Consider the following 23635-nt stretch of genomic DNA (forward strand, 5'->3'; position numbering starts at 1 on the left):
CGCACCCGGTCACCGTCCGTCGGGGGGATCCGGCCGGGGCCCGGTGACGGCCGGGGTGCCGTAGACCCGGCGCAGCGTGGTCGCCACCTCGGCGAGCACGGGTGCCGGCACCCGCTCGCCTCTGGTCGGGTCGAACATGCGGCCCAGCAGGTCGGCGCTCCCCTGCTGCAACTCCCGGCCGAACAGACGCCGCTCCCGTCGAAGGCGGTAGCGGCGGCTGCCCATCGCGAGCAGCACGGCCACGGCGATCCCGGCCAGCATGGCGACGACCCCGGGCAGCCCCCTGGTCGTCGGGGAGCCGCCCACCAGACGCCAGGCGAACAGGACCAGCGTGAGGACCGGGGCCCCGACCACCACGGCCACCAGGACGACCAGCCACCGCCGTTCGCGCCGGCACGCGTCGCGCCAGCCGCCGTCGTCGGCGGCGGCGAGGCGCGCACCGAGCCGGTTGACCCGCCGCAGGGCGACCCGCAGCGCCTCGCGGGAGCGCAGGTCCGGCGGCGGACGTCGGGCGAGGGTCACGGCGGCGTCGGCGATCAGTCCCCGGTTGCGGGCCCTCGGGGTGGGGCGCTGGTAGGCGCCGGCAGCCTGCCGGGTGTAGTACCAGGCGGTGAGGCCGAATCCGAGGACCAGCGAGAACACGCCGGGCAGGTTCCGTCCACCGTCGGCGTCGCTGAGCAGGTTGACCCCGTAGGAAAGCAGGATCCCACCGAAGACGGTGACCAGGGGAATCGACGCCAGGGTGATCCACCGCTCGTGCGGGATGGCGTGCCAGTGGCGTTCCAGCCGGCGCAGCGACGGCAGCTGGACCAGCCAGCCGACCAGTTCCGCCACCCACATCAGCAGAGCCAGCAGGGCCGCCGCGACGTCGAGCACCGCCAGGGCCCGGAGGATCGCCATCAGCATCCCTCCCCGACCGCAGCCCCGGCGACCTGACCACGCCTCGACGGAGGTCGGCGGCGCCTCGGGGTGGGATCCACATTAGCCGGTGGTCCCCCACCGGGTCAGCGTGCCGGGCCGGTCGTCGGAGGGACGCCGTCGGGGGCGGGCAGGTCGACCACGCGGGTGGCCCAACGGGTCATCAGGGCCGGGTCGTGGGTGATGACCAGGACGCCTGTGCCGTGCTGGCGCTGGTGGTCGGTGACGACGGCTGCCAGGTGGGCCTGGGTGGAGGCGTCGAGCATGGCGGTGGCCTCGTCGCAGAGCAGGTAGTCCGGCCGGTGCACCAGGGCGCGGGCGAGGCAGGCCCGTTGCAACTGCCCGTCGCTGACCGCGTGCGGGCGTCGGGTGAGCAGGTCCGGTGTGAGCCCGACCAGGTCGGCCAGTTCGACCGCGCGGTCCCGCGCCCGCTCCGGCGGGGTGCCGGTGGCGCGCAGCGGCTCGGCGATGATGTCGGTGAGACTCAGCCGGGGGTCCGTCGCGGCACGCGGGCTCTGGAACAGGACCGCGACCCGGGTACGGACGGCGGCGGGCAACCGGTGCCGGGCCCCGGCGACGGGTCGACCGTCGAGGGTGACATGCCCGACGTCCGGGGCGTGCAGCAGGGCGAGGACCCGGGCCAGGGTGGACTTGCCGCTGCCGGACGGACCGCGCAGTCCGACCGTCTCCCCGGGGGCGACGTGCAGGTCCACCCGGTCGAGGACGCGTTGGCGGCCGTAGGAGACGGTGACCTGGCAGGCGGCGAGGCCGGCGGGGGTCATGCGGTGGCTCCGGCGGACAGCGGGTGGTGGCAGGCGACCCGGCCGGAGCCGGGCACCGCGCCGACGGCGGGTGGGGTGGCGCAGACGTCGGTGGCCCGGCCGCAGCGCGGCGCGAACGCGCAGCCGGCGGGGAGGTCGGTGAGCATCGGCGGGTGGCCGGGGACGGGGCGGAAGGCGCGGTCGGGCAGGGCGTCGAGCAGACCGGCGGTGTAGGGATGGGCGGGCGCGGCGAAGAGCGCCTCGGTGGGCCGGTGCTCGACGATGCGGCTGGCGTACATGACCGCCACGGTGTCGGCGACCCGGCGGGCGGCGGCGAGGTCGTGGGTGATGAGCAGCACCGCCGCGCCACTGTCGCAGCGGCGGCGCAGCAGGTCGAGGGTGTGGTCGACCAGGGGGCGGTCGAGGCCGGTGGTGGGTTCGTCGGCTAGCAGCAGCGGCGGGTCGGGGGCGAGCGCGAGCGCGGTGGCCAGGCGCTGGGCCATGCCGCCGGAGAGTTCGTGCGGGTAGCGGTCGAGGTCGGCGGGGAGCAGGCCGACGTCGGCGGCGACCCGCTTGGCGGCGGCCGGCGCGTCGCGCCGGTGGTGACCGTGGGCGCGCAGGGTCTCCACGAGCAGATCCCGCCCGGTGCGGACCGGGGTGAGCGCGGTGGCCGGACTCTGCGGCACGAGCCCGACGGCCCGGCCCCGCACGGTCCGGGCGAGGCGGCGTTCGGTGGCGCCGACCAGGTCGACCGGCTCCCCGCCGGGCGGACGCAGCAGGGCCCGCCCGGTGACCGTCGCGTTGCCGGGCAGCAGGCCCAGCAGGGCGTGGGCGAGCACCGACTTGCCACACCCGGACTCCCCCACCACCGCGAGCAGCTCGCCCGGCTGAACGGTCAGGCGCAGGTCGGTGACGGCGTGCACCACGGCGTCGCGGAGCCGGAACCGGACGGTCAGCCCGTCGACCTCCAGCAGGGCGGGACGGCCGGCGTAGACGCCGGTCGCGGCGGGGGCGGAGGTGTCGCGGGTGACGGTCACAGCTGGAGCTCCGCTCGTACGCGGGGGTCGAGGCGGTCCCGCCAGCGGCCGGTCAGGACGGCCAGGGCCAGGGTGACGACGACCAGGAGCAGCCCGGGGACAAGGCTGGCCCACCAGGCGCCGGTGAGCAGGGACCGCTGCCCGTCGTTGATCATGTTGCCGAGGGAGGCCAGGTGCGGGGGCAGGCCGAGTCCGAGGAAGGACAGGGCGGTCTCGTGCCAGACGGCGTGCGGCACCATCAGCGTGGTCGCCAGCGCCAGGCGGGGCAGCACGTGCGGGAGCAGGTGCCGGGTGAGCACCCGGGTGCGACTGGCGCCGCCGGCGACGGCGGCGTCGATGAACGGCCGGTTCCGCAGGCTGAGCAGTTCGGAGCGGACGATGCGGGCGGTGGAGAGCCAGTGCGTCAGCCCGATGGAGAGGATCACCGCGCCGAGGCTGGGCCGCAGCATCGCCACGATGAAGATGCCCAGCAGCAGGTGCGGCAGCGCGGCGATGGTGTCGACGACGCGCATCAGCACCCGGTCGACCCAGCCGCCCAGGCTGCCGACGACCGCGCCGACGAGACCGCCGATGACGGCGGCGACCAACGCGGCGACCGCGCCGACGAGCAGCGAGACGCGCAGCCCGTAGAGACTGCGGTGCAGCACGTCCCGACCCAGGTCGTCGGTGCCGGCCGGGTGCGCCGGCGAGGGGGCGAGCCGGGTGCGGGACAGGTCCACCGCGCTCTCGTCCAGCGGCCAGACGACGGGGGCGAGCAGGCAGGCGACGACCGCGACGGTCAGGACGGCGGCGGCGACGAGCATACCGCCGTGCCCGGTGCGGCCCGGTCTCCGGACTCGGACGGCGCGGATCCGTAACGCGAGGTCAGTCATCGAGGCGTACCCGGGGGTCGGCGGCGGCGTAGGCGAGGTCGGTGGCCAGGTTCGCGGTCAGCACCACGACGGTGGTGGTCAGGGTGATCGCGGCCAGCAGGGGGAAGTCGCTGCCCAGGGCGGCCTGCACGGTGACCGCGCCCAGGCCGGGCAGGGAGAACACCGTCTCCACCAGGACGGCCCCGCCGACGATCTCCGGCAGGTGGGTGCCGACCAGGGTGAGGAACGGCAGCAGCGCGGTGCGCAGCGCGTGGCCGAAGAGCACCGTCCGGCCGGACAGTCCCCGGGCCCGGGCGGCCAGCACGTGGTCGTCGCGGAGGCTGTCGGCGACCGCGTCCCGGATGAACAGCACGAACCACGGGGCCTGGGACAGGGCCAGCACCGTCACCGGCAGGACCAGGTGGTGGGCCACGTCGGCGGGGTCGGTGCCGGTGGCGGCGACGTCGGTGAGGCCACCGGCGGGCAGCCAGCCGAGGGTGAGCGCGAACACGGCGATGGCGGCCAGCCCGATCCAGAACACCGGCATCGACTGCACGGCGTAGGCGGTGGCGCGCAGGGACCGGTCGAACCATCCGCCGCGCCGGTAGGCGGCGAGGGTGCCCAGCAGCAGGCTCGCCACGAGGACCAGGGCGAGGGCGAGGCCGACGAGCAGCAGGGTCCAGCCGGCGCGGGCCGCGAGCACCGAGGCGACCGGCTCGTGCCGGCTGGTCGACCAGCCGAGGTCGCCCTGGAGCAGGTTGCCCACCCAGCGGGCGTACTGCACCGGCAGCGGGTCGTCGACGCCCCAGTTGGCCCGGATCTGGGCGAGGTTCTCCTCGCTGGTGGTGAACGCGGCGGCCCCGGCGTACTGCTGCGCGGGGTCGATCGGCGAGGCCGCGCCGAGGGCGAACATGCCGACGCTGGTGGCCGCCAGGATCGGCACCGCGACCAGCAACCGGCGGCGGACGACCGCGCCGGCCCCGGCCAGCCGGCGGGGACGCCGGCCGGCGGGGGTCTTCACCGCAACCGGCGGGGTCACGGTGTCTTCGCCCAGGTGTGGATGTTCCACCAGAGGCTGTTGGCCACGTCGTGCTCGTGCGGCTCGACCCGCGGGGCGACGCCCTGGACGGCGTCGGAGACCACGTAGGTGTGCTGGAGGTAGGTGAGGAAGACCCAGGGCACGTCGGTGGCGAGCTGCTTCTGGAACGTCGCGTACGCGGCCTTGCGGGCGGCCGGGTCGGCGTTGGACCGGGCCTCCCGTAGCGCCTGGTCGACCACGGCGGAACGGTACGAGCCGGGGTTGAAGAAGCCCTGGCCAGCGAAGGTCGACGTGAACAGCTTGAACGAGACGAAGTCCGGGTCGTACGGCGTGCCGAAGCCCATGACCAGCCCGTCGGTCTTCATCCGGGGGGTGATCGCGTCCCAGGTCAGCCCCTCGGGAGTGATCTTGATGCCGACCTTCCGCGCGTCGGCGGTGACCGCCAGGGCGAGTTCCTTGCGCAGGCTGTCGGTGGCCGGGTACATGAGGGAGAACGCGGCCTGGCGGCCGTCCTTGACCCGGACGCCGTCCGGGCCCGGCTTCCAACCGGCCGCGTCCAGGACGGCGGTGGCGGCGGCCGGGTCGGCGGCCGGCTTGCCGACGATGGACGGCTCGACGAACTCCGACGTCGGCGGGATCGGCCCGAACGCCGGTTCCCCCGCCCCGCCGAGCACGCCGGCCACCATCGCTGACCGGTCCACCGCCGCGTTCAGCGCCTTCCGCACGGCCGGGTCCCCGGTGACCGGCCCGCCCATCGGCAGCATCACGCCCCGGTAGTCGGCGGTGGGCACCCGCTGCACCCGGTAGCCGGACCGCCCATCGAACCCGGACGCCAGTTTCGGGGCCAGCTCGGCGGCGTCAAACTCGCCGGCCCGCATCCGCTGGGCGCGGACGTTGTCGTCCGGGACGAACGCCACCACCACGCCGGAGTTGGCCGGCTTGCCGCCCCAGTACCGCTCGTTGGCGGCGAGCACCAACCGGTCGCCCGGCGTCCAGGAGGTCACCCGGTACGGGCCGGTGCCCACCGGTTTGCGGTTGAAGGCGGCCTTGTTGACGTCCTGTCCGGCGAGGGCCTTCGCCGGCACGATGCCCAGCGCGAGGCGCTGGAGGAACGGCGCGTAGGCGTACTCGAGGGTGAAGACCACGGTCGACGGGTCGGGTGCGGCGACGGAGGCGAGCATGTCCAGGTCGGACCGGAGCGTCGAGTCGACCTTCGGGTCCAGCACCGCCTGGTAGGTGAAGACCACGTCCTGCGCGGTCAACGGGGTGCCGTCGTGGAAGACCACCCCGTCACGGAGCTTCGCCGTGACCGTCCGCCCGTCGGCCGACACGGTCGGCAGCTCACGGGCCAGGGCCGGCACGAGCTGGTTACGGTCGTCGCGGGCGACCAGGCCGTCGAAGATCAGCGAGCCGCCGTCGACGCCGTAGTTCAGCACCGGGTTGAGCGTGTCCGGCTCGCCCGCCGTCGCCACCACGAGCCGGTCGCCGCCGTCGCCGCCTGGGGTGTCCGCCGGGGACGAGCAGGCGGCCAGGGCGACCACACCGGCGGCGAGAAGCGCCACCATCCGCGCAGACCGCACGGGGTTCCTCTTTCCTTGGTCGACGACGAAGGCGCGGTCACAGGCGGACCGCAGGGCAATCCTTGCGTAGTTGCCAAGAGGTTGCAATAGCGGCCCGAGGGGTGATCATCACAACCGGTGCCCCCTGCTTGACCTGCGCCTCGGGCACCGCCGCCGGCCACCGGGGACCCGGCTGTCAGCCGCAGGTGGATCACCGCTCTTGCCCCCGCCGGTCGCCGGTCGATAGCCTCTCGCCGTCAAGGTGCTCGGGAAGCCGGTGGAAGACCGGCGCGGCCCTCGCCACTGTGACCGGGGAGTGACCTCCGACTTGCGCCACTAGGCCGACGGCCTGGGAAGGCCGGAGGAAGCGTCGATCCGGGAGCCAGGAGACCGGCCTTGACGGTGTGATCTCGTCCACGAGGTGCTGGAGAGGAAGGTCTTCGATGCACATCGCCGAGGGGTACCTACCCCCGGTGCAGGCAGCGGCATGGTTCGCGGTGTCCGCACCCTTTGTCGTCCACGGCAGCCGGGCTCTCGTCCGGCAGGTCCGGCAGGACCCGGAGTCCAAGTTGTTGCTGGGAGCGGCGGGTGCCTTCACCTTCGCGCTCTCGGCCCTGAAGATCCCGTCGGTGACCGGGTCCTGTTCCCACCCCACCGGCACCGGCCTCGGCGCGGTGCTGTTCCGACCACCGGTGATGAGCGTCCTCGGCGGCATCGTGCTGCTGTTCCAGGCGGTCCTGCTGGCCCACGGCGGGCTGAGCACACTGGGCGCGAACATCTTCTCGATGGCGATCGTCGGCCCGTGGGTGGCGTACGGCGTCTACCTGCTGGCCCGCCGCCTGGGTGGCAGCCTGGACGTGGCGGTGTTCCTGGCCGCCGCGCTGGGCGGGCTGGCGACGTACTGCGTCACCAGCGTGCAGCTCGCGCTGGCGTTCCCCGACCCGACGTCCGGCTTCCTCGGCGCGGTGGTCAAGTTCGGTGGGATCTTCGCCGTCACCCAGATCCCCCTGGCGATCAGCGAGGGGCTGCTGTCGGTGCTGGTGGTGCGGCTGCTCACCCGGGTCAGCGGAGACGAGCTGCGGCGCCTCGGCGTGCTGCGCAAGCCCCAGGAGGTAGCGGCGTGAAGCGCTTCGGACGGGTCAACCTGCTCCTGCTGCTGGCGGTGGTCGCGCTGGCGGTGGCCCCGCTGGTGCTCGGGCTCGGCGGTTCGGCCGAGGAGCCGTTCACCGGGGCGGACGCCCAGGCCGAGGAGAGGATCGTCGCCGACCACCCGGACTACGAACCGTGGTTCTCCTCCATCTACGAGCCGCCCTCCGGTGAAATCGAGTCGGGCCTGTTCGCCCTCCAGGCGGCGGTGGGCGCCGGGTTCCTCGGCTACTACTTCGGGGTCGCCCGCACCCGACAGCGGCTGCGCGACGCCGACGCCGCCAACGGCTAGTGTTCGCCCTCGACGTCGCCGCGCACACCGGTCCCTGGCGGGTACGGCACCCGGGCGAGAAGGCACTGCTGGCGCTGGGCCTGCTGGGGTGCGCGGTGGCCCTGCCGACGTGGCCGGGCGCCGCGTTGGCGGGCACCGCCGCCGCGCTGCTGCTGGTCGGTCCGGCCCGGGTTCCGGTGCCGGTGCTGCTGCGGGCGGCCCGGGTGCCGGCGCTGTTCATTGCCACCTCCGCGGTGCCGCTGCTGGTCTCCGTGCACTCCCCGACCCGGCTGGGCTGGAACCCGGCCGGGGTCGGGACGGCGGCCACGACGACCGGCCGCGCGGCGGCGGCCCTGCTGTGCCTGCTGCTGTTCAGCGCCACCACCCCCCTGTCCGACGTCCTGCCGAGGCTGGTCCGGCTCGGGGTCCCGGCGGCGGTGACCGAGGTCGCCGCGCTGACGTACCGGATGCTGTTCCTGCTGGTCGACAGCGTGCGCGCGGTACGCGAGGCGCAGGCGGCGCGGCTGGGCTACCGGACCTGGCGCACGGCGCACCGGTCCCTGGCCGGGCAGGCGGGGGCGATCTTCGTCCGGGCCTTCACCCGGGCCCGCCGCCTGGAGGAGGGACTGGCAGTACGCGGCTACACCGGGTCACTGGCGGTACAGGTGGAGGTCCGGCGGCTCTCCCCGGCCTTCGTGGTCGCGTCCGTCGCGCTGTTGGCGTCGATCGTGGCCCTGACGGCCGTTTCCGGTGGGCTGTGGCGGTGACCGGACCACTGCTGCGGATGTCCGGCGTGGACTTCGCCTACCAGCCCCGCCAACCCGTGCTCACCGGCGTCGACCTGGCCGTCCTGCCCGGTCAGCGGCTGGCCGTGGTGGGGCCCAACGGCGGCGGGAAGACCACCCTGTTCCGACTCGCGGTCGGCGCGCTCGCCCCGGACGCCGGGCGGATCGAGGTGGCCGGCACGCCGGTGCGACGCACCCGGTCGGGCCTGCTGGAGCTGCGGCAGCGGGTGCAGCTGGTGCTCCAGGACCCGGACGACCAGTTGTTCTCCGCCAACGTCCGCCAAGACGTCTCGTTCGGGCCGATGAACCTCGGCCTCGATCCGAGGCAGGTGCGACAGCGCTGCGACGAGGCGCTGGCCGCGTTGCAGGTCACCGCGCTGGCCGACCGCCCCACCCACCTGCTGTCGTACGGCCAACGCAAGCGGGTCGCCATCGCCGGAGCGGTGGCGCTCCGACCGGAGCTGCTGATCCTCGACGAGCCGACCGCCGGACTCGACCCGGCGGGCGTGGAGGCGCTGCTGCGCACCCTCGACGACCTGCACGCCGCCGGGACCACCATCCTGGTCTCCACCCACGACGTCGACCTCGCGTTCCGGTGGGCGGACGAGGTGGTGGTCGTGGCCGGCGGCGGCGTGCGCCGGGTGCCGACCACCGAGGCGCTGGCCGACCCGGAGCTGCTCGCGGCGGCGCGGCTGACCCCCGCCTGGGCGCCCCTGGTGCACCGGCTGATCGACCGGTTGCCCCACCTGTCCGGGGCCCGCCCCCGCTCCGCCGCCGAACTGGCGGCCCTGCTGGCGACCACCGAAGAAGGGGCCGTATGACCGTCGACGACAATCCCGGACCGACGGGTACCGACCGCCGTGAAGCGCGCCGCGTCCCGAGATGGCGGCTGCTGATCCTCGGCGGGACGGCCGAGGCCCGCGCCCTCGCGGCGGCGGTCACCGCCCGGCCGGACGTCGCGGTCGCCTCCTCGCTGGCCGGACGGGTGGCCGAGCCCCGGCTGCCGGTCGGTGAGGTGCGCATCGGTGGTTTCGGCGGCGCGGCCGGCCTGGCCGCCTGGCTGGACGAGCACCGGATCGACGCGGTGGTCGACGCCACCCACCCGTACGCGGCGCGGATGCGGGTCTCCGGCATCGAGGCCGCCGCCACGGCGGGCGTGCCACACCTGCGCCTGGAGCGTCCGGGCTGGACGGCGCAGCCGGGCGACCGCTGGCACCGGGTGCCCGACCTGCCCGGCGCGGTGGCCGCGTTGCCGGCGCTGGGGCGGCGGGTGCTGCTGACCACCGGCCGGCAGAGCCTGGCCGCGTTCGCTCCCCTGGCGGACCTGTGGTTCCTCGCCCGGGTGGTGGACGCCCCGGACGAGCCGGTGCCGGCGCACGTACGGCTGCTGCGCAGTCGAGGCCCCTACACCGTGGACGGGGAGACCGATCTGATCCGCGAGCACCGCATCGACGTAGTGGTCACCAAGGACAGCGGCGGTGCGCTCACCGAGGCGAAGCTGACCGCCGCCCGTCGGCTCGGCCTGCCGGTGCTGATGATCGACCGGCCGGCACCGGCCCGCCCGCCCGCGACGGTCACCACGGTCGACGACGCGGTGCGCTGGCTGGACCGGCACCTGCCGGCGGGGTGATGGGGGACTGCCCCGCCGAGTGGATCCGGGCCGACGGCTACGACATCCTCGTCGGTCACCGCGCCACCTGGTACAGCGGCCAGGTGTTCCCGGCCACCGTTGGCAGACACGGCAGGCCGGGCACGGCGGATCCCCGGCGCTGGCACCCGAAGTTCGACTCGGGTTCGGCCAGTGCTGGACTAGCATCCTGATCATGTCGGGAGAGAGGACGGTGGCCGAGATACGGTTGACGGAGCGACACCGTCCGACAGGATTCACCCGTCACTACTACGGCCACCCGGGCGGGCCCAGGGTCGAGGTCCCTCCGCCGGTGTCGCTGCGCCTGGTGCAGTACGCCGGCGACGAGCCACGGGTGTACCTCTTCTACTGCGATGCCACCGGCGAGGAGATGACCGACACTCTCCACGACTCGCTGGAGGACGCCATGGACCAGGCCAAGGCCGAGTTCCGCGTGCGCCGGGACGAGTGGCGCCACGCGCCCCGGTGACGACGTTCTACGTGATCTCACGCCCTGGTTCGAGTCTCCCCCTGGCCTTTCTCGCCAACGTCGATTCGATGCGCCGCGAGAGCAGAACGCTCACCGAACTCGCCGACGACCCGCCTCCCTCGCACCTGTTCCGGCAAACCCGGGGCAGCATCTCCACCGTCGGCGTCGAGCTGCCCTGGCTCGACGCGGAGCAGGCAGTCTTCATCGCGGTCGACCGCATCCCCGGTGATGACGTCGCGATGGCCCTCGACTATCGCACCGACCCCGCCGATCCCCGGGTCGTCGTCAGCGACTTCTGGACCGACCCGAAGCAATGCTCCTGGCGGGCCGTCGCCCCGACCTTCTCCCAACTCGTAGAGATCCTCCGGCTCGTCTGACCCGACAGCGGTTCGCTGCTTACCGACCGGGTGACCTCCGGTCGGAGTCCTTCGACCGGTGGCCCACCGCTAACCCACAAGGCTCTTGGTCATGACGTGCTCACGGCGCACGCCGTCGGGCATGAGGTCACCGAGTTCACCCGTGTTACGGAAGCCGTGCCGCTGGTAGAGGGCCCAGGCGTGCTCGTTGCCCTCCACCACGGCCAGCCGCAGCGTCCGCGCGCCCACCAGCCGGGCCCACTGCTCGACCGCCCGCACGAGGTGGTCGCCCACGCCTCGGCCACGTCCCGCAGGCGCCACGTACATCGAGATCAGCTCGACGATCCCGTCGTGGCCGGTCGGCACCCCGCTGGCCATCCCGGCGGGTCGCCCGTCGAGCACGGCCACAACGTTGTACGAGCCGGGGATGGCCAGTCGCCCGCGCCAGCGTTCCTGACGGTCGCCGTCGCCCTGCCAGTCCGCCAGTTGAGCGCCGAAGGCGTACCCGGCCTCCGCCAGCGCCGCGAGCCGCAGCTCCCGCCACAGCCGCCAATCGCCCACGCCGAGCACACGGGTATCGACCATGCGGAGAGGGTTCCGCAGACGCGGCGAGCAGGCAACCCGTATCCGGGCGACGGGGTGTCCCGGCACGCGTCACTGGAGCCCGACGCCGGTGGGTAGCGCGGAGCCCGGCGTGGTGCCACCCGGACGGTGCCTGTCTCCGGGCAAGGCGAACGTGGACGTCTACTTGCAGGCGTTCTGGTGCGATCCCTTCGGATGCCGATGGGTCACCGTTGCCTCAGGCTCGGGCGACTACGCCGCAGGAGGCGGTTCAGGCAACCGAGCCACGGCGAGAATGAACTGCTCCAGCAGCACGGACGTCGGCTGGAGGGCCGTCACTGATGTCGACCTGCCCGGTATCGCCGACCCCTCTGAGATGTACTACGGGGATCCCCTGGACCTCCCGTGTAGCCCCTGATCACCAACCGCCGCTACTTCCCCACGACGTCGTAACCCGTGATCAGATGACACGGTTTGTGCAAGTGTCAGTAGAAGCGGCCACGGGAACGTCGGGAGTGCGACAGTGAGCAGCGAGGAAGCAGGCTGGCGCCCGTACCCGGGTGCCTACCGCGCTCCCACCAATCTTCCCCGGGTCGAACCCGGCCGCATTGTCGGCTTGGGCGCCACCTGCGATCTCGCACGGGCCTACCCCGAGGATGTGTGCACCCGCAGCTTCATCGTCAGTGAGTTCGTGAAGCTGGAGGACGGCCGGCGCGTGCTCCTGCACGCGGAACGTGGGCTCACTCTCACCGCCCGATCAACCGGAGCCCCAGGTGGTGGCGCTATCCCGCTGCACGAGACTCGGGACAGCCTCACCCAGGACGTCCTGACCGTCGTGCTTCCCGACGACGAGGAGTCCGGAGAGGAACACCCCTGGTCATGGCTGGCCGAGCTGGCCCAGGCTCGCGGCCTGGAGGTGACCGCGGACGACCTACGAGGGCTTCCGTACGAGGTGGTCTTCACCGACGCGGTCTCCCGCTGGCTCACGCCCGACTGAGACCCAGGCGGGGGCAAGGCGGCCTTGCCCCCGCCTCCGGGCCGTCAACCGGTGAGGTAGCCGGCGAGGGTGTAGGCCGGGGACCGGTCGAGGCGGGCACCGCCGTGGTCGTAGCGGCGGGTGGTGCGGACATCGGCGTGACCGAGCTGGTCCTGGATGTCCTCCAGGCGGGCTCCGGCGTCGCGGGAGAGGGTCGCGCAGGTGTGCCGCAGCACGTGCGGGCTCATGGTGACCGAGATCCCGGCGGTCTTCGCCAGCCGCTTGAGTAGCCGCTAGTGGATCTTGGTGGGTGGTGTGGGGCTCGGCCATCGGCGTCTGTGCTGGCGTCCCGTCAGGGGATCCATGGCCGGGCATCCTGCCGATGATTACCGGGGCGGTGATGTCCGCAAGACAGAGGAAGAAATATGACACACGATGTCAGACTTCGGGTCGAGTATGGCTTCACCGGTCGGCGTCGATGGCGCGGACTGGGCACCACGGGTACATATGGGATAGATAAGGACATCCATGCGCGAAACTTCAGAAGACCTCCAAGAGCTTCAGGCCCTCCTTGACGCCTCCCTCTCCCGCTCCACCTCGCACCTCCGCTCGATCATCAAGGCTGAAAGCACACTGACCGCGGAGCAGCTCACCCAGGTCCTCACCGGCATGCGTACCCTCGCCCTGTCCACCGTGACGGCGAAGGGCGAGCCACGGATCAGCGGTGCGGACGGGCACTTCCTGCACGGGAAGTGGCACTTTGGCACGGCGCGCAACGCCGCCAAGGCGCGCCATCTCGCGGCGCGGCCCGCCGTCAGCGCCGCGCATATGCGCGGTGAGGACCTAGGCGTGTTCACGCACGGCAAGGTGGAGATCCTCAACCCCCAGGACGGCGAGCCGGCCGCGGACTGGCCCGACCTGCTCGCGTACCTCAAGGACTTCTACGGCGACGGCGACGACTTCTTCGACTGGGAAAACGACGTGGTCTACTACCGGCTACATCCGCACTGGATGACCGTCTACGCCCCCGACATCGCAAAGCTCACTGCGGCGTCCCAGTCCTGATCCGCAGCACGGGCCGCATCGGGACCAGCCACGTGATGAGAGATCTGGTGTCGGCGGGGGTGGGGGTGTCGCTGAGATCATCGCCATCGGGCTGGCTGCGGTGATCCTGGTGGTCGCCTTCGGGTCCTTGGTCGCCGCGGGTCTGCCACTGGTGACCGCACTGGTCGGGGTGGCGGTGAGCATGATGTCGATCCTGGCGGTCAGCAATGCGTTCGGCCTGTCGGCGACCACCGGCACCATGGCGATGATGTTGGGTCTTGCCGTAGGAATCGACTACGCCCTGTTCGTGGTCTCCCGATCCCGCGAGGAACGTACCCGCGGCCTTTCCGGGGTCGACGCGGTTTCCCTGGCGGCGGGCACCGCTGGCTCCGCCGTGGCCTTCGCCGGTCTGACCGTGGTGATCGCGCTCGCCGGAATGGCGGTGATCGGTATGCCGATGCTGACCAAGATAGGGCTGGCCGCTGTCGCGGCAGTGGTGGTGGCCGTCCTGGTCGCGCTGACTCTGGTGCCGGCTGTCCTGGGCTTTGTGCCCGACAAGGTGCTGTCCCGTTCCGCTCGCCGCGGTGAAGTGGCCACCACCAGCGAGAAGCCCCCGGCGCGGCTGGTGCTTCGCCACCCGATCAAGGTCCTGGCCCTGGGTGTGGTACTGCTCGGCGGGCTCGCGATCCCTGCTGCGTCGTTGCAACTGGGCATGCCAGGGGACGAGTCCAGGCCGACCTCGACCACCCAGCGCCGGCGCGGCCCGGGTGGTCGCTGAGCTGCGTCACCCGGGCCGGGTCGTCGCGTCAGGCCGGGTAGGTGCGGGGCGTCCAGACCACCACCGAGTCGTCCCCCCGGGTGCTGACCTGGGTGGTGGACGAGCCGATGATCAACAGGCACTTCATGTCGACCGTCTCCGGGTCGAGGTCGCCCAACGACACCACGGTGATCTGCTCCCCCGGACGGCCCACGTCCCGCGCGACGACCACCGGGGTCTTCGGGTCGCGGTGGCGCAGCAGGACGTCCTTGGCCGCGCCCACCTGCCAGCGGCGACTCGCCGAGGCCGGGTTGTAGAGGGCGAGCACCAGGTCCGCCGCCGAGGCGGCGGCGAGGCGGGACTCGATGACCGGCCACGGCTTCAGCCGGTCGGAGAGGGACATCACCGCGAAGTCGTGCCCGAGCGGCGCGCCGATGCGGCTCGCGGCGGCCTGGGCGGCGGTGAGTCCGGGCAGGACCCGCACCGGCACCCCGGCGAACCGGGGCTGGCCGGTGGCCACCTCGTAGACGGCGCTGGCCATCGCGAACACCCCCGGGTCACCGGAGGAGACGACCACCACCCGGGCGCCGTCGAGCGCCAGTTCGAGGGCGTGGGCGGCCCGTTCGGTCTCCACCTGGTTGCCGGAGGTGTGCCGCTGCTGCCCGGGACGGACCGGCACCCGGTCGACGTACGGGCCGTAGCCGACGAGGTGCTCGGCCTCGCGCAGCGCCCGGGCCACCTCCGGGGTGAGCCAGCGGGGTCCGGCCGGGCCGAGGCCGATCACGGTGACCTCGCCCCGGCCGGTGGTCGGGGCCGGGGCGGGCAGGTCGTCGCGGGCCGCCGCGCTGGTGGGGCTGGGCAGCATCGCCAGCGAGAAGTACGGCACCTCGTCGGCGGGGACGTCCGCCAGCGGGGCGTGCCGGCTCCGGGACGAGGTGGCCCGCTCGACGTACCAGGTCTCCGGCAGGCGGCCGGCGTCGTCGAGGGCGGCGCGGACGTTGTCGAAGGTCCGGCCGAGCTTGAGCACGGCGGCGGCGTCGGTGTCGGCGAGGCGGCGGGACAGCTCCTCGGCGGGCAGGGTGCCCGGCAGGATGGTCAGCACCTCGTCCCGTTCCACCAGGGGCCGGCCGAGGACGGCCGACGCGGCGCTGACCGAGGTCACGCCCGGCACCACCTCCGCCGGGAACCGGTGGGCGAGGCGCTCGTGCAGGTACATGTAGGAGCCGTAGAACATCGGGTCACCGGCGCAGAGGACCACGACGGTGCGCCCGGCGGCGAGATGGACGGCGAGCCGTTCGGCGCTGTCGTCGTAGAACTGCCGGATGACGCCCTCGTAGCCGCCCGGTTCGTCGGTGTCCTCGGTGGTCACCGGGTAGACCAGCGGTTCCTCCACGTGGTGCTCGCGCAGCAGGCCCTCGGCGATCGAGCGGGCGATGCTGCGGCCGTGCCGGGCGGAGTAGTAGGCGACCACGTCGGCCTCGGCGATCAGCCGGGCGGCCTTGACGGTGAGCAGCTCGGGGTCACCGGGACCGACACCGACGCCGTAGAGCTTTCCGGTTGTGGACACGTTCACTCCACCTCGTTAGCGATGCCGTTGACAGCCGCGGCGGTGACCGCGCTGCCGCCCCGCCGACCGTGCACGACCAGGTACGGGATACCCGCCGGATGCGCCGCGAGGGCCTGTTTGGACTCGACGGCGCCGATGAAGCCGACCGGCACCCCCACGATCGCGGCCGGCCGGCCGGCGCCCTCGTCGATCATTTCCAGCAGCCGGAACAGCGCGGTCGGGGCGTTGCCGATGGCGACGACCGCGCCGTCGAGCCGGTCCCGCCACAGCTCCATGGCGGCGGCGCTGCGGGTGGTGTCGAGGCGTCGGGCCAGGTCCGGCACGGCCGGGTCCCGCAGGGTGCAGACCACCTCGTTGTCGACGGGCAGCCGGGCGCGGGTGACCCCGGCGGCGACCATGGCCGCGTCGCAGAGGATCGGCGCGCCGGCCGCCAGGGCGGCCCGGCCGGCGGAGACCACGTCCGGGTGGGCCTCCACGTCGTCGACGAGGTCGACCATGCCGCAGGCGTGGATCATCCGGACGACGACCTGGGCGACGTCAGCGGGCAGCCGGGACAGGTCGGCCTCGGCCCGGATGGTGGCGAAGGAGCGCCGGTAGATCTCGGCGCCCTCGCGGACGTAGTCGTAGCTCACTGTGCTCCCCGTGCCTGTGCCAGTCGGACGCCGATCGGCCCGTGGTGTTCCCCCGCCGGGCCCGCGACACGGTATCCCGAGCCGGTGGCCACCGCCAGGGCCACCGGCCCCGCCGGCCGTCCGCAGCACCGGTCGCAGCCGGCCCAGTGCAGCGGCAGCGCCTCCGGGGAGCGGGGAGCGGCGGCGGCGAGGGCGGCGGTGGCGTCGGCCCGGACGTCGGCCAGGGACTTCTCGCAGCCCGGACGGCCGGTGCAGGAGGTCACCCCGACCCACGGCGAGGCCGGGTCGACGACGAGTCCGGCGGCGGCCAGCGTGGACACCGCCGTGGGCTGGGCCGACCCGACGACCACGGTGCGCCACGGGGTCACCACCAGCGCGGGGTCGTCGGCGGCGACGGTGGCGAGCGTGTCGGCCTGGTCGGCGGTGAGCCGGCCGAGCGGAGCCGCGACGACGGTGAAGCCGTCGGGGTGGACGCCGACCGGCGGCGGCGCGCCGTGGGGTGGCGTCACCGGCGCGGCGTGCGGGCCGTCCAGCGCGGCGGTGATCGCGGCCGGCGCGTCCGGCAGGTCGGCGATCCGCCACAACCCGCTACGTCCGGCGCAGAGCCGGTGAAACACCCGGGCAGCGGTGACCAGCGCGGCGGGCACGTCGGTGGTGACCCGCAGGCCGACGTCCCGGCCGCCGACCAGCAGCGCGCCGGTGCCGGCCGTCCAGCAGAGGTCCGCGCCGAGACCGGTGACGTCGCCCCGGCCGTCGTCGAGGGCGATCAGGAACCGGCCGCTGAGCCCGGCGAGGTCGGCGGCGGCACAGAGCGCGGCGTCCACCGCCCCCACCAGCGGGCGTACGTCGGCGCGGCCGGCGGCGTCCAGGCCGCTCAGCGGCGAGGCGACGATGTTGCGGACCCGCTCGTGGGTGGCGCTGGGCAGCAGGCCCACCCCGGCCAGCGCGGACGCGATCCGGTCGACGCCGTCCGGGTCGGTGATGCCGCGCACCTGCACGTTGCCCCGGGACGTCAGCTCCAGCGTGCCGTCACCGTCCCGGCGCGCCGCCGTGGACAGACACCGCAGCTGGGCGGGGGCGATCCGGCCGCCGGGAATCCGGACGCGGACCAGTGCCCCGTCGGCGGCCTGGTGGGCGCGGAGCGCTCCCGGGCACCGGTCGTCGGCGGGACGACGGGACGGGGAGGAGACATCAGGCACCTCGTCATCGTAGAGTCGTGGCACTTGGCGCGGATCCGCGCCGAGATCAGCATCACGCGGTCGGCGCGGAGGAACCCGGTGCGAGTCCGGGGCGGTCCCGCCACTGTCACCGGATCGGCGTCACCGCCGGCCCGGGAGCCAGACACTTCGGCTGGCCGCGACCGACGACCACGGGCGCGGACCCGGGGAGGAGTCAGCCATGTCTGGCCGCGACGTCTCGATCCTGCTCTTGTCCACCTCGGACACCGACCTGCTGAGCGCGCGGGCCAGCGCGGCGGACTACCGGCTGGCCAACCCGGCCCGGCTCGGCGACGACCCGGCCGAGCTGACCGCGCTGCTCGACGGCGTCGACCTGGTGGTCGTCCGGATCCTCGGCGGTTACCGGATGTGGCAGCAGGGGCTGGACACCCTGCTCGCCGGGGACGTTCCGGTGGTGGCGCTCGGCGGCGAGGCGCTGCCCGACGCGGACCTGATGGCCCGCTCCACGGTGCCGCAGGGCATCGCCACCGAGGCGCACGCCTACCTCGCCCAGGGCGGACCGGACAATCTCCGCGAACTGCACGCCTTCCTCGGCGACACGGTGCTGCTGACCGGGCAGGGCTTCGCGCCGCCGGCCGAGCAGCCCACCTGGGGGGTGCTGGAGCGGGACGCCCGCGAGGTCGACGGGCCGACCGTGGCGGTCCTCTACTACCGGGCGCACCAGCTCAGCGGCAACACCGCGTTCGTCGAGGGGCTCTGCGCGGCGATCGAGGACGCCGGCGGGGTGCCGCTGCCGGTGTACTGCGCGAGCCTGCGTACCGCCGACGCCGAGCTGTTGCGCACCCTCGGCCGGGCGGACGCGCTGCTGGTCACGGTGCTCGCCGCCGGTGGCACCCGACCGGCGGAGGTGTCCGCCGGTGGGGACGACGACGCCTGGGACGTGGGCGCGCTGGCCGCGTTGGACGTGCCGATCATCCAGGCGCTCGCGCTGACCAGCGACCGGCGGACGTGGGCCGAGAGCGACGACGGGCTGAGCCCGCTGGACGCCGCCACCCAGGTCGCGGTGCCGGAGTTCGACGGTCGGCTGATCACCGTGCCGTTCTCGTTCAAGGAGACCGACGCCGACGGGCTGCCGCACTACGTGGCCGACCCGGAGCGGGCCCGGCGGGTGGCCGGCATCGCCGTGCGGCACGCCCGGCTGCGGCACGTCCCGCCGGCGCAGCGGCGCATCGCGGTGGTGCTCTCGGCGTACCCGACCAAGCACGCGCGGGTGGGCAACGCGGTCGGCCTGGACACCCCGGCCAGCGCGGTCCGCCTGCTGCGGGAGCTGCGCGACCGGGGGTACGACGTCGGCCCGGTCGACGGTCCCGACGCGCTGCCTGGTCTGGTACCCGGCGGGGACGGCGACGACGCCGACGGCGACCGTTTCATCCACGCCCTGATCGCCGCCGGTGGGCAGGATCCGGAGTGGCTCACCGAGGAGAAGCTGGCCGGCAACCCGGTGCGGGTGCCGGCGGCCACCTACCGCCGCTGGTTCGACGCGCTGCCGGAGGACCTGCGGGAGGCGATGACCGAGCACTGGGGTCCGGCCCCGGGTGAGCTGTTCGTCGACCGGTCGGCCAACCCCGACGGGGACATCGTGCTGGCCGGTCTGCGCGCCGGGAACGTGCTGCTGATGATCCAGCCGCCGCGCGGGTTCGGGGAGAACCCGGTGGCCATCTACCACGACCCGGACCTCCCGCCGACGCACCACTACCTGGCCGCCTACCGGTGGCTGGACGAGGAGTTCGGCGCGCACGCCGTGGTGCACCTGGGCAAGCACGGCTCGCTGGAGTGGCTGCCCGGCAAGAACATCGGCCTCTCCGCCTCGTGCGGGCCGGACGCCGTCCTCGGCGAGCTGCCGCTGATCTACCCGTTCCTGGTCAACGACCCGGGTGAGGGCGCGCAGGCCAAGCGCCGGGCGCACGCCACCATCGTCGACCACCTGGTCCCGCCGATGGCGCGGGCGGAGAGCTACGGCGACATCGCCCGGCTGGAGCAGTTGCTCGACGAGTACGCCAACATCTCCACCATGGACCCGGCGAAGCTGCCGGCGATCCGCCAGCAGATCTGGACGCTCATCCAGGCTGCCCGCCTCGACCACGACCTCGGGCTGGACCAGCGCCCGCACGACGCCGAGTTCGACGAGTTCCTGCTGCACGTCGACGGCTGGCTCTGCGAGATCAAGGACGCGCAGATCCGCGACGGCCTGCACGTGCTCGGGGCGGCGCCGACCGGGGAGGCACGGGTCAACCTGATCCTGGCCATCCTGCGCGCCCGGCAGGTCTTCGGCGGCCAGGTCGGCGCGGTGCCTGGGCTGCGGACCGCGCTCGGGCTGGACGAGACGACCGCCGAGCAGACCGCCGAGGTGGACCGGGTCGAGGCCCTCGCCCGGCGACTCGCCGAGGCGATGGAACGGCACGGCTGGGCTCCGGAGGCCGTGGCCGGGGTCTGCGCCGAGGTGCTCGGCGACGACGCGCCGCAGGGCGAGGCCGTCCGGGCGGTGCTGACCTTCGCCGCGACCGAGGTCGCGCCCCGCCTCGCCGGCACCACCGGCGAGCTGGACGCGGTGCTGCACGCCCTCGACGGCGGGTACGTCCCGGCCGGGCCGAGCGGCTCCCCGCTGCGCGGGCTGGTCAACGTGCTGCCGACCGGCCGGAACTTCTACACCGTCGACCCGAAGGCGATCCCGAGCCGGCTGGCCTGGGAGACCGGGCAGGCGATGGCCACCTCGCTGGCGGAGCGGTACCGCCGGGACACCGGCGAGTGGCCCCGGTCGGTCGGGCTCTCGGTGTGGGGCACCTCGGCGATGCGCACCGCCGGCGACGACATCGCCGAGGTCCTCGCGCTGATCGGCGTGCAGCCGACCTGGGACGAGATGTCCCGGCGGGTCACCGGCTTCGAGGTCGTGCCCCTCGCCGACCTGGGTCGGCCCCGCATCGACGTGACGGTACGGATCAGCGGGTTCTTCCGGGACGCCTTCCCGCACGTGGTGCTCCTGCTCGACGACGCGATCCGGGCCGTGGCGGCCCTCGACGAGCCGGACGAGGAGAACTACCTCGCCGCGCACGCCCGCGCCGACCTCGGTGAGCACGGCGACGAGCGGCGGGCCACCACCCGGATCTTCGGCTCCCAGCCCGGGGCGTACGGGGCGGGCCTGCTGCCGCTGATCGACAGCGGAAACTGGCGGGACGACGCCGACCTGGCCGAGGTGTACACCGTCTGGGGCGGCTTCGCCTACGGACGCGGCCTGGAGGGTCGCCCGGCCCGGCAGGACATGGAGTCGGCGTACCGGCGGATCGCGGTGGCGGCGAAGAACACCGACACCCGCGAGCACGACATCGCCGACTCCGACGACTACTTCCAGTACCACGGCGGCATGATCGCCACGGTGCGGGCGTTGACCGGGCAGGCGCCCCGGGCGTACATCGGCGACAGCACCACGCCGGACGCGGTGCGGACCCGGTCGCTGACCGAGGAGACCGCGCGGGTGTTCCGGGCCCGGGTGGTGAACCCGCGGTGGATGGCGGCGATGCGCCGGCACGGCTACAAGGGCGCGTTCGAGATGGCCGCGACCGTCGACTACCTCTTCGGCTACGACGCCACCGCCGGAGTGGTCACCGACTGGATGTACGAGCAGCTCGCCCAGAGCTACGTGCTGGACGAGGAGAACCAGCGCTTCCTGCGCCGGTCGAACCCGTGGGCGCTGCGCGGCATCGTCGAGCGGCTCACCGAGGCCGCCGACCGGGGACTGTGGGCCAAGCCCGATCCGGAGCTGATGGACGCGCTGCGGCAGGCGTACCTGGAGGTCGAGGGCGACCTGGAGGACGGCGACTGAGCCTGTCGCCGTCCCGTCCGGACCACGCCGGGCGGGACGGCGACAGGAGTGCCACGGGTTACGCGGAGCGCGACCTCAGCAGGTGGTGTTGCCGGCTGGCACCCAGCCGTCGATGTCCGGGTACTCGGCACCGTGGCCGTAGATCCAGACGTCGTCTCCGATCCAGCCCGATCCGTGATACCGGAACCCGCGCCCGGCGGTCAGGGTCCGCAGCACCGAGCCGTGCGGCATGTCACGCAACCAGGTGTTCTCCTTCAGGAGGCAGATGGTGCCGGGCGCGTCACTCGCCGAGGCCGGCGCGGCCACCACGGCCGAACCGGCGAGGACGACGGTCACGGCCGCCATCACGTGCAGAAGCCGACGCTTCACTCGTGTTTCCTTCCACTGTGGGCAGTTGCGGTTCCCATTGTGATCAGGTAGCACGTCGACCGACATGGGAAGCCCTCACCAACCGGCCCTCGTCGCTTCTCATCCCCCCACACACACAAGCGGACAGGGGTGGCCGCAGGCGATGCGGCCACCCCTGTCCGGGACAGCTTTTCAGCAGGTGGTGTTGCGGGCCGGGACCCAGCCGTCGATCGACGGGTGCTCGGCGCCGTGGCCGTAGATCCAGGTGTCGTCGTCGATGGCCCAGACCTCCCCGTGCCAGCGGAACCCACGCCCCGCCGTCAGGGTGAGCAGCACGGAGCCGTGGGGCGCCGTGCGCAGCCAGGTGTTCTCCTTCAGGTTGCACACGAAGCCGAACCGGTCACTCGCCGCAGCCGGCGTCGCCACGACGGCCGAACCGGCGAGTACGACGGTCAGGGCCGCCATCACGTGCACAAGTCGACGTTTCACTTGCATCCTTCCGATGGTTCCCGTGTCGATCCCGATTATGGACACGACGCACGCCGGGCAGGTACCGGAAGCCCTCCCCAAACGGCCCGGCCTCACCTGGTGACGAGGGAGGTGGGACGGGTGCCGCCGCTGTCCAGCAGGCGGGCGATCGGAAGCGTCGCGGCACCGACGGACACCGCGTCCGGACCCAACCGGCACAGGTCGATCGTGGTCTGCGCGTACGGGTGACGCAGCGCGTGGGCCGCCGCCGCGGCGCGGATCTCCGGCAGCAAGCGGCCGCCCAGCGCCAGTCCCGCCCAGCCGCCGAGCACGATCCGCTCCGGATTGAACAGGTTGATCAGGTTGGCGATGCCGGCCCCCAGGTAGCCGGCGGTGTCGTGGAGCACGCGCGCCGCGACCTCCGAGGTGTCGGCCGCCGCGAGCAGGGCCGCGAGCTCCGATTCCTCGTCCGCACCCGACCAGTCGGGTCCGCGCCCCGCCTGCCGCCAGCGGTCCAGCACGCCCTCCGCCCCCACGTAGGCCTCCAGGCAGCCCCGCGCCCCGCACCGGCAGGGTCGGCCACCGTAGACGATCGTGGTGTGGCCCCACTCGCCGGCGCTGCTGCTGGCCCCGCGATAGCTGACGCCGTTGGTCATGACGGCGGCGCCCACCCCGGACCCGACCAGGGCGACCACCGCGTGCCGGACGTCGCGGCCGGCGCCGAACCACAGTTCGGCCTGGCCCAGCGTCTTGGCGCCGTTGTCGATGTGGATCGCGGCGTCGACGCCGTCCCGCAGCATGGCCTCCAGCGGTACGGCCGTCCACCCGAACGTCTGGGCGTGCACGACCGCCTCGTGGCCCTGCTCGACCACCCCCGGCACGCCGATGCCGACGCCGTACAGGGAACGTCGACTCACCCCAGCGGTCTCCACCACCTGGTCAAGTCCGGCGAGGATGTGCCGGACGACCAGGTCGGGGTCCCGGCCCCGCCGGTCCCGGGGTTCGAGTGGGAAGTCCGCCTTGGCCAGCGGTCCCATCGACAGGTCGAAGAGTTCGACCTGCACCCGGGTCTCGCCGACGTCCACCCCCACCAGGTGGCCGTACGTCGGCCGCACGCGCAGCAGGGTGCGCGGACGACCACCGTCGGAGTCGGCCGAGCCCGCCTCCTCGATCAGGCCCTCCGCGCCCATCTCACCGACGAGGTTGCTGACGGTGCCCCCGCTGAGCCCCGTGTCGTGGACGAGTTCCTGCTGGCTCAGCGGCCCGTCGAAGTAGATGCGGGACAGCAGCACCGCGCGGTTGCGCCGTCGGATGTCCCGCGAGGTCGCTCGCTTCGCGTCCACCTGTCCTGCTCCCTGCTCCGGCGGCGCCGGGCCGCCCGGACACC

Annotated in this window: 25 protein-coding genes and 2 riboswitches; of the genes, 11 read left to right on the forward strand and 14 right to left on the reverse strand. The window is 73.5% G+C overall.

The window, feature by feature from the left end:
- Nucleotides 1-9 precede the first annotated feature (9 nt).
- The 6 genes from GA0070618_RS28510 to GA0070618_RS28535 all read right to left on the reverse strand — a co-directional run bounded on the left by GA0070618_RS28510 (nt 10) and on the right by GA0070618_RS28535 (nt 6186).
- Entirely contained in the window at nt 10-900 is an 891-nt protein-coding gene (locus tag GA0070618_RS28510; RefSeq protein ID WP_143740279.1) for a hypothetical protein, read from the reverse strand.
- Between the two features lie 104 nt (nt 901-1004).
- Nucleotides 1005-1700, reverse strand: coding sequence for an ABC transporter ATP-binding protein (locus GA0070618_RS28515; protein ID WP_088984380.1), 696 nt, complete (start codon nt 1698-1700; stop codon nt 1005-1007).
- Entirely contained in the window at nt 1697-2716 is a 1020-nt protein-coding gene (locus tag GA0070618_RS28520) for an ABC transporter ATP-binding protein (protein ID WP_088984381.1), read from the reverse strand. The genes GA0070618_RS28515 and GA0070618_RS28520 overlap by 4 nt, the downstream gene beginning before the upstream one ends.
- Nucleotides 2713-3588, reverse strand: coding sequence for an ABC transporter permease (locus GA0070618_RS28525; protein WP_088984382.1), 876 nt, complete (start codon nt 3586-3588; stop codon nt 2713-2715). The genes GA0070618_RS28520 and GA0070618_RS28525 overlap by 4 nt, the downstream gene beginning before the upstream one ends.
- Complete coding sequence (locus tag GA0070618_RS28530) at nt 3581-4606, reverse strand: ABC transporter permease (protein ID WP_231931491.1); 1026 nt, start codon at nt 4604-4606, stop codon at nt 3581-3583. Before GA0070618_RS28530 ends, GA0070618_RS28525 begins: the two co-directional genes overlap by 8 nt.
- Entirely contained in the window at nt 4603-6186 is a 1584-nt protein-coding gene (locus tag GA0070618_RS28535) for an ABC transporter substrate-binding protein (RefSeq protein WP_231931492.1), read from the reverse strand. The genes GA0070618_RS28530 and GA0070618_RS28535 overlap by 4 nt, the downstream gene beginning before the upstream one ends.
- Before the next feature lie 222 nt (nt 6187-6408).
- A riboswitch (cobalamin riboswitch) is annotated at nt 6409-6578 on the forward strand.
- 30 nt (nt 6579-6608) lie between these two features.
- Here GA0070618_RS28535 and GA0070618_RS28540 point away from each other — a divergent pair.
- From GA0070618_RS28540 to GA0070618_RS28565, 7 genes are all read left to right on the forward strand, one after another.
- Nucleotides 6609-7289, forward strand: a complete 681-nt coding sequence (locus tag GA0070618_RS28540; RefSeq protein ID WP_088984384.1) for an energy-coupling factor ABC transporter permease — start codon at nt 6609-6611, stop codon at nt 7287-7289.
- A complete protein-coding gene (locus tag GA0070618_RS28545; protein ID WP_088984385.1) occupies nt 7286-7603 on the forward strand; it encodes an energy-coupling factor ABC transporter substrate-binding protein in 318 nt (105 codons plus the stop codon). The genes GA0070618_RS28540 and GA0070618_RS28545 overlap by 4 nt, the downstream gene beginning before the upstream one ends.
- Nucleotides 7603-8349 carry a cobalt ECF transporter T component CbiQ gene (gene cbiQ, locus GA0070618_RS28550; protein ID WP_088984386.1) on the forward strand — a complete coding sequence of 249 codons (747 nt, stop codon included), beginning with the start codon at nt 7603-7605 and terminating at the stop codon, nt 8347-8349. The genes GA0070618_RS28545 and cbiQ overlap by 1 nt, the downstream gene beginning before the upstream one ends.
- 17 nt (nt 8350-8366) lie before the next feature.
- Nucleotides 8367-9188, forward strand: a complete 822-nt coding sequence (locus GA0070618_RS28555; protein ID WP_088985911.1) for an energy-coupling factor ABC transporter ATP-binding protein — start codon at nt 8367-8369, stop codon at nt 9186-9188.
- On the forward strand, nt 9185-9997 hold the full coding sequence (locus GA0070618_RS28560) for a cobalt-precorrin-6A reductase (protein ID WP_088984387.1): 813 nt from the start codon (nt 9185-9187) through the stop codon (nt 9995-9997). Before GA0070618_RS28555 ends, GA0070618_RS28560 begins: the two co-directional genes overlap by 4 nt.
- A gap of 193 nt (nt 9998-10190) precedes the next feature.
- The gene (locus tag GA0070618_RS33745; protein ID WP_143740280.1) at nt 10191-10484 is read left to right on the forward strand and encodes a hypothetical protein; all 294 of its coding nucleotides are present in this window, start codon (nt 10191-10193) and stop codon (nt 10482-10484) included.
- A 68-nt stretch (nt 10485-10552) separates the two neighbouring features.
- On the forward strand, nt 10553-10861 hold the full coding sequence (locus GA0070618_RS28565; RefSeq protein ID WP_143740281.1) for a hypothetical protein: 309 nt from the start codon (nt 10553-10555) through the stop codon (nt 10859-10861).
- Nucleotides 10862-10930: 69 nt separating this feature from the next.
- Here GA0070618_RS28565 and GA0070618_RS28570 read toward each other — a convergent pair whose 3' ends face one another.
- On the reverse strand, nt 10931-11425 hold the full coding sequence (locus tag GA0070618_RS28570) for a GNAT family N-acetyltransferase (RefSeq protein ID WP_088984389.1): 495 nt from the start codon (nt 11423-11425) through the stop codon (nt 10931-10933).
- A gap of 634 nt (nt 11426-12059) precedes the next feature.
- On the opposite strand from GA0070618_RS28570, the gene GA0070618_RS28575 reads away from it, so the two are divergent.
- Nucleotides 12060-12398, forward strand: coding sequence for a hypothetical protein (locus tag GA0070618_RS28575; protein ID WP_088984390.1), 339 nt, complete (start codon nt 12060-12062; stop codon nt 12396-12398).
- 44 nt (nt 12399-12442) lie between these two features.
- On the opposite strand, the gene GA0070618_RS28580 is transcribed toward GA0070618_RS28575, so the two are convergent.
- Nucleotides 12443-12655, reverse strand: a complete 213-nt coding sequence (locus tag GA0070618_RS28580; protein WP_269148512.1) for a tyrosine-type recombinase/integrase — start codon at nt 12653-12655, stop codon at nt 12443-12445.
- A gap of 250 nt (nt 12656-12905) precedes the next feature.
- Between GA0070618_RS28580 and GA0070618_RS28585 the strand changes: the two genes are divergently transcribed.
- Both GA0070618_RS28585 and GA0070618_RS28590 read left to right on the forward strand, forming a co-directional pair.
- Entirely contained in the window at nt 12906-13442 is a 537-nt protein-coding gene (locus tag GA0070618_RS28585; protein ID WP_088984392.1) for a pyridoxamine 5'-phosphate oxidase family protein, read from the forward strand.
- Nucleotides 13423-14199: an MMPL family transporter gene (locus GA0070618_RS28590; RefSeq protein WP_269148513.1), complete on the forward strand. Its 777-nt coding sequence runs from the start codon at nt 13423-13425 to the stop codon at nt 14197-14199. The genes GA0070618_RS28585 and GA0070618_RS28590 overlap by 20 nt, the downstream gene beginning before the upstream one ends.
- A 28-nt stretch (nt 14200-14227) precedes the next feature.
- On the opposite strand, the gene GA0070618_RS28595 is transcribed toward GA0070618_RS28590, so the two are convergent.
- From GA0070618_RS28595 to GA0070618_RS28605, 3 genes are read right to left on the reverse strand one after another with little or no spacing between them, the layout of a single operon-like run.
- On the reverse strand, nt 14228-15745 hold the full coding sequence (locus GA0070618_RS28595) for a precorrin-2 C(20)-methyltransferase (protein ID WP_088985912.1): 1518 nt from the start codon (nt 15743-15745) through the stop codon (nt 14228-14230).
- 2 nt (nt 15746-15747) lie between these two features.
- Nucleotides 15748-16377 carry a precorrin-8X methylmutase gene (locus GA0070618_RS28600; protein ID WP_088984393.1) on the reverse strand — a complete coding sequence of 210 codons (630 nt, stop codon included), beginning with the start codon at nt 16375-16377 and terminating at the stop codon, nt 15748-15750.
- Nucleotides 16374-17576, reverse strand: coding sequence for a precorrin-3B synthase (locus GA0070618_RS28605; protein WP_088985913.1), 1203 nt, complete (start codon nt 17574-17576; stop codon nt 16374-16376). Before GA0070618_RS28605 ends, GA0070618_RS28600 begins: the two co-directional genes overlap by 4 nt.
- A gap of 69 nt (nt 17577-17645) precedes the next feature.
- A riboswitch (cobalamin riboswitch) is annotated at nt 17646-17723 on the forward strand.
- A 52-nt stretch (nt 17724-17775) separates the two neighbouring features.
- Here GA0070618_RS28605 and cobN point away from each other — a divergent pair.
- The gene (cobN, locus tag GA0070618_RS28610; protein WP_088984394.1) at nt 17776-21432 is read left to right on the forward strand and encodes a cobaltochelatase subunit CobN; all 3657 of its coding nucleotides are present in this window, start codon (nt 17776-17778) and stop codon (nt 21430-21432) included.
- Between the two features lie 75 nt (nt 21433-21507).
- Here the strand turns inward: cobN and GA0070618_RS28615 are convergent, their stop codons facing one another.
- The 3 genes from GA0070618_RS28615 to GA0070618_RS28625 all read right to left on the reverse strand — a co-directional run bounded on the left by GA0070618_RS28615 (nt 21508) and on the right by GA0070618_RS28625 (nt 23591).
- Nucleotides 21508-21801, reverse strand: coding sequence for a hypothetical protein (locus GA0070618_RS28615; RefSeq protein ID WP_088984395.1), 294 nt, complete (start codon nt 21799-21801; stop codon nt 21508-21510).
- Between the two features lie 171 nt (nt 21802-21972).
- The gene (locus GA0070618_RS28620; protein WP_143740216.1) at nt 21973-22269 is read right to left on the reverse strand and encodes a hypothetical protein; all 297 of its coding nucleotides are present in this window, start codon (nt 22267-22269) and stop codon (nt 21973-21975) included.
- A gap of 92 nt (nt 22270-22361) precedes the next feature.
- Nucleotides 22362-23591, reverse strand: coding sequence for an ROK family transcriptional regulator (locus GA0070618_RS28625; protein WP_088984397.1), 1230 nt, complete (start codon nt 23589-23591; stop codon nt 22362-22364).
- Nucleotides 23592-23635 lie beyond the last annotated feature (44 nt).

Source organism: Micromonospora echinospora (assembly GCF_900091495.1).
GTDB classification, from domain to species: domain Bacteria; phylum Actinomycetota; class Actinomycetes; order Mycobacteriales; family Micromonosporaceae; genus Micromonospora; species Micromonospora echinospora.